This is a genomic window from Actinoplanes sp. NPDC049599 (assembly GCF_044465625.1).
Taxonomy (GTDB): Bacteria; Actinomycetota; Actinomycetes; order Mycobacteriales; family Micromonosporaceae; genus Actinoplanes.
Genome location: NZ_JBITLX010000020.1, coordinates 15,041 through 26,555, shown reverse-complemented (window position 1 = coordinate 26,555; position 11,515 = coordinate 15,041). Strand labels below are relative to the sequence as shown.

At 73.1% G+C, this 11,515-nt stretch carries 10 protein-coding genes; 4 read left to right on the top strand and 6 right to left on the bottom strand.

The features are described 5' to 3' along the window. Window positions 1-87: 87 nt before the first annotated feature. From ACIBQZ_RS29220 to ACIBQZ_RS29210, 3 genes are all read left to right on the top strand, one after another. On the top strand, window positions 88-1,620 hold the full coding sequence (locus ACIBQZ_RS29220) for a hypothetical protein (RefSeq protein ID WP_396092018.1): 1,533 nt from the start codon (window positions 88-90) through the stop codon (window positions 1,618-1,620). Between the two features lie 128 nt (window positions 1,621-1,748). After that, on the top strand, window positions 1,749-2,093 hold the full coding sequence (locus ACIBQZ_RS29215; protein WP_396092017.1) for a hypothetical protein: 345 nt from the start codon (window positions 1,749-1,751) through the stop codon (window positions 2,091-2,093). 85 nt (window positions 2,094-2,178) lie between these two features. Then, the gene (locus ACIBQZ_RS29210) at window positions 2,179-2,781 is read left to right on the top strand and encodes a class I SAM-dependent DNA methyltransferase (RefSeq protein ID WP_396092016.1); all 603 of its coding nucleotides are present in this window, start codon (window positions 2,179-2,181) and stop codon (window positions 2,779-2,781) included. A gap of 53 nt (window positions 2,782-2,834) precedes the next feature. Here ACIBQZ_RS29210 and ACIBQZ_RS29205 read toward each other — a convergent pair whose 3' ends face one another. Next, window positions 2,835-5,042, bottom strand: a complete 2,208-nt coding sequence (locus ACIBQZ_RS29205) for a putative bifunctional diguanylate cyclase/phosphodiesterase (protein ID WP_396092015.1) — start codon at window positions 5,040-5,042, stop codon at window positions 2,835-2,837. A gap of 64 nt (window positions 5,043-5,106) precedes the next feature. Then, window positions 5,107-6,087, bottom strand: a complete 981-nt coding sequence (locus ACIBQZ_RS29200) for an aldo/keto reductase (RefSeq protein WP_396092014.1) — start codon at window positions 6,085-6,087, stop codon at window positions 5,107-5,109. Window positions 6,088-6,264: 177 nt separating this feature from the next. On the opposite strand from ACIBQZ_RS29200, the gene ACIBQZ_RS29195 reads away from it, so the two are divergent. After that, window positions 6,265-7,128, top strand: a complete 864-nt coding sequence (locus tag ACIBQZ_RS29195) for an ArsR/SmtB family transcription factor (protein ID WP_396092013.1) — start codon at window positions 6,265-6,267, stop codon at window positions 7,126-7,128. Window positions 7,129-7,280: 152 nt separating this feature from the next. Here the strand turns inward: ACIBQZ_RS29195 and ACIBQZ_RS29190 are convergent, their stop codons facing one another. The 4 genes from ACIBQZ_RS29190 to paaC form a co-directional block, all read right to left on the bottom strand. Continuing rightward, window positions 7,281-7,979 (bottom strand): cutinase family protein, encoded by a 699-nt coding sequence (locus ACIBQZ_RS29190; protein ID WP_396092012.1) that lies wholly within the window; start codon window positions 7,977-7,979, stop codon window positions 7,281-7,283. 883 nt (window positions 7,980-8,862) lie between these two features. Then, a complete protein-coding gene (gene paaE, locus ACIBQZ_RS29185; RefSeq protein ID WP_396092011.1) occupies window positions 8,863-9,921 on the bottom strand; it encodes a 1,2-phenylacetyl-CoA epoxidase subunit PaaE in 1,059 nt (352 codons plus the stop codon). 1 nt (window position 9,922) lies between these two features. Continuing rightward, window positions 9,923-10,414: a 1,2-phenylacetyl-CoA epoxidase subunit PaaD gene (gene paaD / locus ACIBQZ_RS29180; protein WP_396092010.1), complete on the bottom strand. Its 492-nt coding sequence runs from the start codon at window positions 10,412-10,414 to the stop codon at window positions 9,923-9,925. Further along, the gene (paaC, locus tag ACIBQZ_RS29175) at window positions 10,408-11,508 is read right to left on the bottom strand and encodes a 1,2-phenylacetyl-CoA epoxidase subunit PaaC (protein WP_396092009.1); all 1,101 of its coding nucleotides are present in this window, start codon (window positions 11,506-11,508) and stop codon (window positions 10,408-10,410) included. The genes paaD and paaC overlap by 7 nt, the downstream gene beginning before the upstream one ends. Between the last annotated feature and the right edge of the window lie 7 nt (window positions 11,509-11,515).

The following is an 11,515-nucleotide window of genomic DNA, read 5'->3' as shown; positions in this document are numbered from 1 at the left end:
TGGGTGCCGGTGGCGCGCGGGCCCGGATAGGGCTCCCCGCAACCGGCACACCCGCCACCGAAATTGGTTACAGAAGAGGTGCCACCCATGCGAAGGCCGACTTACCGTCGGGCCGCCCAACGCCGGGGCCCGGACCGTCGCATCATCGCCGCGGTCGCCGTACTGATCGCCTTCGGCGGGGTGATCGGTGTCACCCAGATCTCCAACGCGGACGAGAGCAAGACCGTGGCCTGCCAGGCGCCCGCCGCCGACGCGGCCGCGCCGGCCGGCAAGGGAGCCGCGACCGACCCGAAGGTCGGCACCTACACCGACAAGGACGGCGACGTCCAGCACAAGGGCGACGGGCAGCTGGCCAAGGGCGAGAAGGCCCCCGCGCCCGAGCCCGCGACGGAGTGCACCACCGGCAAGACCACCGTCACGCAGGTCAACGGGCTGCAGATCCTCGCCGACAGCTGCGAGGACAGCGACCTGGACGCGCACGACGGCTTCCAGAACGGCAACCGCTGCGTCTCCACCGAGTTCGGTGAGGTCGGCGACCAGGCCCGCAACCCGACGCTGCTGATCACCGAGTTCCCGCGGGAGGTCCGGGCGAACACCCCGTTCACCCTCAAGGTCAGCACCCGCAACCTGGTCCGCGACCGGTTCCTCGCGGCCGGGCAGGGCGGCTACTACGTGGAGAGTTCGGTGCTCACCGGCGAGGGCCTGGTGCGTGGCCACTTCCACACCGCCTGCCGGATGCTGTCGGCCACCGACGAGGCGCCCGACCCCGCCCCGGTGCCCGCGTTCTTCGTCGCCACCGAGGACAAGAAGGGCGGCGCCCAGCCCGACACCGTCACCATCCAGGTCCCGGGCCTGCCGCAGGAGGGCATCGCCCAGTGCGCCTCGTGGGCCGGCGACGGCTCGCACCGGATCCCGATGATGCAGCGCGCCAACCAGACCCCGGCCCTGGACGCGGTCCGCGTCAGGGTCGCGGGCGGCGGCCAGGACGAGGAGCCGCCCGCCGAGGAGGAGCCCCCGGCCACTCCGCCGGCCGACAACGGCGGCGGCGACAACGGCGGCGGCGACAACGGTGGTGACAACGGCCAGGACGAGGGCGGCAACGGCGGGGACAACAACGGCGGCGGTGACCAGGGCGAGGAGCCGAACCCCGGCGCCACCGCGACGCCGAGGACCGAGACCGGCACGACGCCGCCGAAGACCGGCACCGTGACGATCCCGCCGAAGGCCGGCACGACCGCGCCGAAGCCCGCCAAGACCACCAAGCCCGCGACGGCCACCGGCAACGAGGACGAGGACGAGGCCGACGCGGACGCGGACGCCGACGCGGACGCCGACGCCGAGAGCCCCGCGCAGGCCGTGGCCGGCAAGACCGCCGAGCCGACCCCGACGAAGAAGAAGACCACCGCACCGGCCGCCGAGAGCGTGTCGAACGCCGACAGCGGCGACGACGGCGCGCCGGACCTGCAGGCGGAGCCGAACGTGCAGACCGCCGACCCCTCGAAGCTCGCGCTGACCGGCGCGAACTCGATGACGATCATCCTCGGCGGGGCGCTGCTGGTGCTCTCCGGCCTGGTCATCATCGGCGCGACCCGGCGCCGCCGGGCGGGTGCCCGGGACTGACGACAGCGACAACCCGTTCGCGCGGTCACCGGTTCGGTGGCCGCGCGACCTGTTGTCTGCGCCTCTCCGCCGGGCGGCACCGGCCGCCACCGGCTAAGGTCCAGCGGGTGCCGGCAACGAGGAGAACGATGACACCGGGCTGCACGGTCACGGTGTGCCGGGACTGCTGCTGCGGCAACCCGCGCAAGCACCCGCAGGTCGACCACGACGGTCAGCTGGTCCGGCTGCGCGAGGCGCTGCCGGCGCCGCACCGGGTACGGGTGAGCGAATGCCTCGACGCCTGCGCGGAGGCCAACGTCATCGTGGTCCACCCGGAGCCCGCCGCCCGCCGCCAGGGGGTCCGGGCCGTGTGGTTCGGGCTGGTCGCGGACGACGCGATCGAGGAGGACATCACCGCCTGGGTCCGCGCGGGTGGCCCGGGCGTGGCCCCGATGCCGGCGATCCTGGAACTGTCGGTGCTGCGCCGCCCCTGACCGCCGGACGGCACCGGCCGAAGATTCGTCCACTAAGGACGTACGGTGGTAGATCTTCGCCGGTCCGTACCGTAGGTTGCGGCGCATGGAGGCATTCGATCAGCTCGCCGAGCTCTACCAGGGCGAGCACAGCCACAACCCGTTCCAGGCCGCGGCGATCGCGCAGATCGACACCCTGGCGCCGGCCGGCTCGCCCGTTCTCGACCTGGGCTGCGGCACCGGCGTGCCGACCGCGCGAGCCCTCACCGCCGCCGGGCGCCGGGTCGTCGGCGTGGACATCTCCGAGGGCATGCTCAAGCTGGCCCGCGAGCAGGTGCCGGCCGCCGAGTTCGTGCACGCCGACGTCCGCAAGCTGGCCGCCGACTTCGGCACGTTCGGCGCCGTCACCGCGTTCTTCTCGCTGCTCATGCTGAGCCGCGCCGAGATCGAGCAGACCCTGGTCGCGATCAAGGGCTGGCTGGAGCCGGGCGGCTGGTTCGCGCTGAGCATGGTCGACATGGACACCGACAGCCTGCCGCTGGAGTTCCTGGGCGTGCCGGTGTTCGTGACCGGGTACCCGCAGGACCAGCTCGCCGCGAAGCTGACCGAGGCCGGCTTCCGGGTCGAGAGCATCAAGACCGTGCAGTTCACCCCCGCGGGGACGCCGCCGGAGAGCCAGATCTTCGCCCTCTGCCAGCTCCCGGCCTGACAGCGGCGCGCCTGCTCGCCCGCGGCCGGGCGGCACCGTCCGGCCGCCCGGTGTCAGCGTTCGGCGGTGGCCGGTTCGCGGGTCAGCAGGCCGATCACCGACGCCGCGTCGCCCGGGCGGCCGAACAGGTAGCCCTGGCCCTGGTCGCAGCCGATCTGCCGGAGCATCAGCCACTGCCCGTCGGTCTCGATGCCCTCGGCCACGGTCTGCAGCCGCAGCGCCTGGCCGAGCCCCACCACCGCGTCCACCAGCGCCACGTCGTCCGCGTCGGTGTCGACCTGGTCCACGAAGGTCTTGTCAATCTTGATGATGTCGACCGGCAGCTGCTTGAGGTAGTTCAGCGACGAGTACCCGGTGCCGAAGTCGTCGATCGCCAGCCGCACGCCCAGGGCCCGCAGCGCGCCCAGCGTCTCGATCGCCCCGGTGACGTCCTCCATCAGCATCGACTCGGTGATCTCCAGCGTCAGCGCGCCGGCCGCGATGCCGGCGTCGGCGATCGCCGCGGCCACGTCCGCGACCAGGCCGGCGTACTGGAACTGCCGCGCGGACAGGTTGACGTTCATCTTCAGCCCGGCCGCGGCCGGGGTCTCGCGCTGCCAGCGCGCGAGCTGCGCGCACGCCTCGCGCAGCACCCACCGGCCCAGCGGCACGATCAGGCCGTTCGCCTCGGCCGTCGCGATGAACTGGTACGGGCTGAGCAACCCGTCCTCGGGGTGCCGCCACCGCACCAGCGCCTCGACCCCGGCGATCCGTTGCGTGATCAGGTCCACCACGGGCTGGTACAGCAGCACGAACTGGTCCTGCTCCAGGCCCCGTTCCATGTCGACGCGCTGCTGGGCCTCCTCCAGCACCGACCGTGACATCGACGGGTCGAACACCGCGTAGGCGTTGCGGCCGTTGCGCTTGGCGGCGTACATGGCCAGGTCGGCATCGCGCAGCAGTTGCTCGGCGGGGCGGTCGCCGTGGGCGATGCCGATGCTCAGCGAGCAGGCGACGTCGCGGCTGTCCAGCCGGACCTGCTCCCGGCCGGCCCGCAGCAGCCGTTCGGCGAGCGCCTCGGCCTCGCCCGGCGCCAGGTCCTCGACCAGGATGGCGAACTCGTCGCCGCCGAGCCGGGCCAGGGTGTCGCCGGGACGCATCTCGGCGCGCAGCCGCCCGGCGAGCGTGGCCAGCAGCTGGTCGCCGGCGCTGTGCCCGAGGTTGTCGTTGACCAGCTTGAAGTCGTCCAGGTCGATGAGCAGCACGGTCACCGCCGCGCCGGCGCGGCGCTCGACGGCCTGCGCCAGCCGGTCGCGGAACAGCGCCCGGTTGGGCAGCCCGGTCAGCGAGTCGGTGAACGCCTGCCGGCTGAGCTGCTCCTCCAGCTCCTTGCGCCGGCCGATGTCGCGTAGGCTGATCACGGCGGCGCGCAGGGCCGGATCGTCGACCCGGTTGGTGCCGATGACGTCGAGGTGCAGCCAGCTGCCGTCGGGGCGGCGCAACCGCGCCTCGGTGCGCGCGGTGCCGCCCGGCACGGCGAACAGCGACCCCATCCAGGCGCGCAGGCCGGCCAGTTCGTCGGGGTGGGCCAGCGCGACCATCGCCTTGCCGGTGACCTCGGCGCGGGTGAGCCCGAACAGGCGCTGGGCGGACGGGCTGGCGTACCGGAAATTGCCGTTGCCGTCGATCGCGAACACGGCGTCCGACGCGGCCTCGAGCAGCATCTCGGTGCGGTGCTCGGCGGCCTTGCGCCGGGCGTCCAGCCGCCGCCGGCTGCGCGCGTTGATCGAGTTGAACGTCACCAGGCAGGACATGATGGCGACCAGGGAGACCACCGAGACCGCGTTGACGCCGGTCACCGCCGGCAGCAGCGCGAGATAGCCGGCCACGGCCAGCACGCCGAGGCTCACCACCACCGCGGGGCCGTAGAGCGCCGCGGCGGTCACCATGATCAGGGCCGAGCCGGGCAGGTAGAGCATCAGCCCGTCCCGGTCGATCCGGGAGAAGACGAAGAGCATCGGCAGCTCGGCGACCCACCAGAGGATCAGCCAGCCGCGCAGCGCCGGGCGGCGGACCAGCCGGACCCACGGCAGGAACGCGGCCACCACCTGCACGACGGCCGCGCCCAGCACCGGGACGATCAGCCAGCGCTGATCCGCGCCCCAGTCCACGCCCACCCGGACGCAGCCGAGCAGCGTCACCCCGGCGGCGACCGCGGCGCCGATCCGGATCTGCCGCGCCCAGTACTCCGCGTCGCTGTCGTCGAACTCCGCAGCTTGCACAAGCCCAGGTATCGGCGCGGCACGGCCGCTCGTGAGGGAAACCGGGCCCTGAGGCGTACCCCCGTCACCACGCCCACGCCTCAGGGCCCGGACCGCCGTTGCCGACGGGCGGGAAGATCAGGTCCAGCGCGTCCAGGGTCTCCGCGGACAGCTCGGTGTCGAGCGCGAGCAGCGGCAGATCGAGCTGCTCCGGCGTCCGCGGCCCGAGCACCGGCGCGGTGACGCCGGGCCGGCCCAGCAGCCAGGCGAGCGCGACCGTGGTGGGCTCCTGGCCGAGGCCGGCGCACAGCTTCTCGAACCGTTCCAGGGCGTCCCGGTGCGGCTCGACCCGCTCCGGCGCGTGCAGGACGCTGCGCCCGGCGACGCCCTCGCGCTGCTTGCGCAACGCGCCGGACAGCGCGCCGAAGTGCAACGGCGAGTACGGCAGGATGCCGATGCCCAGCTCCCGGGCCGCCGGCAGCACCTCCAGCTCCACGTGCCGGGTGAGCAGGTTGTACTTGGGCTGCTCGCTGACCAGCCCGAGATAGTGGCGTTTGTCGGCGGCGGCCTGCGCCCGGGCCAGATGCCAGCCGGCGAAGTTCGACGAACCGGCGTACCGGATCTTGCCCTGCCCGGTGAGCGTCTCCAGCGCCTGCCAGATCTCCTCCCACGGGGTTTCCCGCTGCACGTGGTGCAGCTGGAAGATGTCGATCCAGTCGGTGCGCAACCGGCGCAGCGAGGCCTCGCAGGAGGCGATCAGGTGCCGGGCGCTGAGGCCGCCGTCGTTGGGCCAGTCGCTCATCGGCGCGTAGGCCTTGGTGGCGAGCACGATCTTGTCGCGGGCCCCGGACCGGTCGAACCAGCTCCCGATGAACCGCTCGCTGAGCCCGTCGCCGGTCTCCCGGCCGTACATGTCGGCGGTGTCCACGAAGTTGATCCCCGCGCCGAGGGCGCGGTCGAGGACCGCGTGGGACTCGGGCTCGCCGATCTGCCAGCCGAAGTTCATCGTGCCGAGGCAGAGCCGCGAGACCCGCAGACCGGTACGGCCGAGGTGCACATATCGCATGCCGCGACCGTACGGTCGCCGACCCGATGGCCGGAGCCGTTCGACCGTGCTCGAATGGACGGATGATCCGGCTCGCATTCGCCCCCGCCGATCTCGCGGGCGTCCGGTTCGCCCACTCCCCGATGGCGGAGGTGATCGCCAGCAGCGTGGCCCTGACCAAACCGGACCAGTTCTTGGATGTACGCCTCCTGGCGCGCGCAGGTGCGCCCGGTGCTGGCCACGGCCCGCCCGGAGACGTTCCTGGCGGTGGTGTCCCGCCCGAACGGCTGGGTGCCGGACTTCCTGAGCCCGGTGCCACCGGTCGCCCGCCCGCTGCTCCGCGACGAGCTGGCGATGATCGCGGCCACCCCGCTGGACCGGGTGGCGTACGAGGTGACCCACGCCTGGCGCGGGACGGCGGACGTGCCACCGGTCATCGCCCGCTTCACCCGGGACCCGGCGGGCGGGCTGGCGGTGCTGCTCCGGGAGATCCGCCAGTACTTCGACCTGGCGCTGGCGCCGTACTGGCCGCGGCTGCGCGCGGCGGCGGAGGCGGAGATCACCCACCGCGCCCGCTCGGCGGCCGAGCACGGCCCGAGAACCCTGGTCCGGGACCTGCACCCGAGCCTGAGCTGGGACGAGACAACCCTGCGCATCGGGTACGGCGACCAGGCGGACGACCTCGGCCTGGACGGCCACGGGCTGACCCTGTTGCCGTCCAGTTTCGCCGGGCCGAAGGTGTTCGCGCTGACGGAACCACGGCAGGCAAGGGCGTTGTGGTATCCGCCGCGGGGGTACGGAGCCCTGTGGGACGGGAGCGTGCGCAGCTCGCCGACGGAGGCGCTGGCGGCGTTGCTGGGGCCGACCCGGGCGGCGGTGCTGACGCTGCTGGCGGTGCCGCACAGCACGGGGGAGGTGGCGGAGGCGCTGGGGCTGGCGGCGGCCACGGCGTCGCATCATCTGACGACCCTGCGCGACGCCGGGTTGGTCACGGGGTCTCGGGTGGGGCGGAGGTTGGAGTATCTGCGGACCGGGTTGGGTGAGCAGCTGGGTGGGGGTTGAGGCGGGTCTGCTGCGTGGCTTGTTCCGGGCCGAGTGGCTCCGGTGTCCATTGCGGACCGGCGGGCAGCGCGGCAAGGCCCCCGCCGCCTGGGGCTGCGGGGGACTTGCCCGGGTTCAGGCTTCTGCGCTGACGGGTCCCAGTTCTGTGGGTCTCAGTTCAGTTGTTGGGAGACGAAGTCGGTCGCGTCGTCCAGGAACTTGGTGTAGTCGAGGTGCGCGGCCAGGCTGGTGCCGCCCTGGCAGAACCGGTCGTTGCGGTTGCAGAAGGACTGCGTCCGGTCCGCGAACGCATCCAGACCGCCGGCCCCACGGGGAAACACCCCGGACCGGGTGCCGTCGCCGACGTTGAAGTCCTCCCCCGCCGTGAACGTCGGGTCGCCGAAGAGCAGCACGGCGACCACCCGGTCGGCAAGCGCCGCGGGAATCGCCGGCTGAGCGACGGCCCGGCCCCGGACCGCCCCGCCGACGAGCGCGTCACCGACCACATCGGCGCCCTGTGAATAGCCGGCCAGCACGAACTTGGTGCCCGCACAAGCCGCCGCGGTCTCCCGGACATCCGCGGCGAGGCTGGTCACGCCCTGCCGCACGCTGGCCGTGTAGTTGAAGGAGGCCGGATAGTCGACGGCGGTGGACCGCACCGTCTGGGGCAGCTCACGGGTGATCCGCTGGGCGAGCGGCGTGAGCAGCACCCCAAGACCGGGCCGTTCGGTAGTGCCCCGGGCACCGATGACCTCGACGTCGGGACAGGCATTCCCGGGCGCCTGCGCGGCGAACGTCAACGGCGCGACAAGCAGACCGGCGGCGCCGACGACCCCGGTCGCCGCGATGGTGAGAACAGTGCGTAAACGCATTCTGTCTTCCCTTCCTGAGGGCGGAGGACTATATGCATTCCGTACGCAGAAACCCGCCGACCCGCCCAGCCCTGAGGATTAACTCACAATCAGTGCAGAAATGATCCGCAGGTCGGCGCGGTCCGTAGCGCGGCTTCGGGGTGGGGAAGGGCGATTTCGCGCTTATCCGGTATGGCAGAAAGGTCGCCAGGAGGAACACGCCGGCGGCCCGCCGAAAGGACGGAGAGTTGCGGGCAGGATGCCGGAGGGAGATCGGCATTCCCGGCCCGAGGGCGTAGCTGCGCCGGATGGGATCGCGATCTGCACCCGCCAGTGATGATCGTGGTGCTGCACTCCGGGCGGCCCGGCAGTTCTGGATCCGGCGCAGCTCGGCGAAGAGTCTGGCGGCGGGACGTTCGGAGGCGATTCGCGGCCGATCGCCGTCGCCGCAACACATGGGTGTGCTGTCTCGTGCCAGCGCCAACCCGCGATCGGCCCATGCGCCGCACCAGCCACCACGGCCGCGCCGATCCGCGCCCATCCGCACCGATCCGCACCGATCCGCACCAGCCAACCCCGGCCACCCGGGTCCGCACCATCACTGGTTGCCCTGGTCGCACCAGCCGCTCTGGCTCCCCTGGTCGCACTCCTCGGAACCGGACCGCACCGGCCACCCCGGTCGTCGTCGGTCCGCACCGGGTCATGATCCGCGCCGGCCGGACCGGTCACCCTGGACCACGCCGACCCCTCTGATGCCGCCGGTCGCCCCGGCCGGCCGGCCGGTCACGCTGGACCACGCCGACCGCCCTGATGCCGCCGGTCACCCCCGCCGGACCGGACCGGTCACCCTGGACCACGCCGACCGCCCTGATGCCGCCGGTCGCCCCGGCCGGACCGCCCTCCCTCAGTCGTCGAAGTTGACGGTGACCTTCGCCGACGTGGGCGTCGACTGGCAGGTCAGCACGAACCCGGCCGCCACCTCCGCCGGCTCCAACGCGAAGTTGCGCCGCATCACCACGTCGCCCTCGACGAGCCGGGCCCGGCAGGTGCCGCACACTCCCCCCTTGCACGCGAAGGGCAGGTCCGGCCGTGATCTCTGCGCTCCTTCGAGGATGGTGTTCCCCTCCGGCACGGTGACCGTGGTCGACCGGCCGTCGAGCATTACGGTCACCTCGCTGCTCGGCCCGTCCGGGGTGCGGTCGGCGCGGATCGGTTCGGGTGGCGCCTCGTCCACCCAGAACAACTCGCGGTGCACGCGCCGCGGCTCCACGCCGTGTTCGCCGAGGACCTCCGTGGCCGCCGTGACCATGCCGAACGGCCCGCACAGCCACCAGTGGTCCACCGCCGGGACGTCGATCAGCAGCGGCAGCAGCGTGCGCAGCTTGTCCGCGTCCAGCCGGCCGGTCAGCAGGTCGACCTCGCGGGGTTCGCGGGAGAGCAGGTGCACCAGTTCGAGCCGGGCCGGGTGCAGGTCCTTCAGGTCGGCGAGGTCCTCGGCGAACATCACCGTGTCGGCGCGCCGGTTGCCGTAGAGGATGCTGACGCAGGCGTCCGGGTGCCGGAGCAGGGAGGCGGCGATCGACAGCACCGGGGTGATGCCGGAGCCGGCGGCGATCAGCACGTGCCGCCCGCCGGCCTCCAGGTCAGGGGTGAAGGAACCCGACGGCGGTGCGACCTCGATCTCGTCGCCGGCCCGCACGCCGTGCACCAGCCAGGACGACACCACGCCGCCGGGCACCTCCCGCACGCCGATGCGCGGGCGGGCCCCGGCGGGCGCGCAGATCGAATAGGTGCGGCGCTCGTCGGCCCCGCCCGCGGTGTGCCGCACGGTGAGCGACTGGCCGGGCCGGAAGGCGTACCGGTCGGCCAGCTCGCCGGGCACGTCGAAGGTGACGGCCACCGCGTCGTCGCAGAGCCGTTCCACCGCGGCGACGCGCAAGGGGTGGAACTCGCGGACCGCCACGTCAGATCTCCTTCACGTGCTCGAACGGCTCCCGGCAGACCGGGCAGCGGCGCAGGGAGCGGCAGGCGGTCGCGCTGAACGCGGCGATCTCCTCGGTGTCGGGATGCCCGCACTGCGGGCAGCCGATGACCTGCCGGCGGGGCGAGAGGGTGAGCGGCACCGGCCCGGCGGCACGGCGCGGCGCCGGCCCGGGCGGGGAGATCCCGGCGGCGGCGAGCTTGTCCCGCCCGGCGGCGGTGATCCAGTCGCTGGTCCAGGCCGGGGTCAGCACGGTACGCACCTGGACGCGCGCATACCCGGCGCCCCGCAACGCGTCGGTGAGGTCGTCCTCGATGGTCTGCATGGCCGGGCAGCCCGAGTACGTCGGCGTGATCGTGACGACCACACCGTCACCGGACTCGTCGACGGCCCGCAGGATCCCGAGGTCGGCGAGCGTGAGCATCGGCAGCTCGGGATCGGCCACCCGGGCGGCCACCGCGGCCGCGGTCACCACACACCCCCGGGCAGCGCCCGCGCCACACTCTGCAACTCGGCGAGAATCTCGGCCAGGGCATCCGTATGCACCCCGTCCCGACCGGTTCCGGACCCGGCCTGCGCACCCCCGACGGCCCCCGCATCCGGCAACGCACCGGCAACGGCCGCACCCGGCAACGCACCGGCAACGGCCGCGCCCGAACCCGACGCCGCAAGCGGCAACGCTTCCGCGGGCACCTCGCCCGGCGGCCCACTCTCGGGTGCCGCACCCGAACCAGACGCCCCACCCGAACCAGACGCCCCACCCGAACCAGACGCCGCACCCAAGCCGGACGACGCCGCTCCCGAGCCGGGCGCAGGGCGCAGGGTGGCGGCCTCGAGCACCTGGGACCACACCGCGTCGAACTCCGGCCGGAGCGTCGAGGGGTCGACCGCCATGGCGTCCCGCGCCAGTCGCAGCTCGGTCGGGTGCGGCCGGAACAGTTCGCCGATCAGCGGCGTCACCGCGTCCGTCGCCGCCTGCATCCGTTCGTGGGAGAGGTCGGTGCCGTCGCCGAGCCGGACCACCCACTGCGCCGCGTAGTCGCGGTGGTAGGTCACCTCCTTGACGCCCTTCGCGCCGATCGCCGCCAGCACCGGGTCGCCGGAGCCGGTCAGCCTGTCCAGCAGCGCGAGCCGCCACGTCGCGAACACCAGCAGCCGGGCCACCAGGTGCGCGAAGTCGCCGTCCGCCCGTTCCACCAGCCGCACGTTGCGGAAGTCGGCGGGCTCCCGCAGGTACGCGAGCGCGTCCTCGTCGCGTCCCGCTCCCTCCACCTCGGCCGCCCGGGTGAGCAGCAGCCGGGCCTGGCCTAGCAGGTCGAGGGCGATGTTGGCCAGCGCCAGCTCGTCCTCCAGCTCGGGCGCGCGGGTCACCCACTGCTGCAGCCGGTGCGACATGATGAGCGCGTCGTCGCCGAGCATGAGGCAGTACGCGGCCAGCTCGCCCCGGTCGACGCCCACCGGCACGGTGCTGTCCACACCGGCCAGCGGATCGGCGAAGCCGGTGCCGTACGCCCACCGTGTGTCGTCGTCGTGGTCGGTGAGCGCCTCGTAGGCGTCGTCGAAGGACATGGGATCG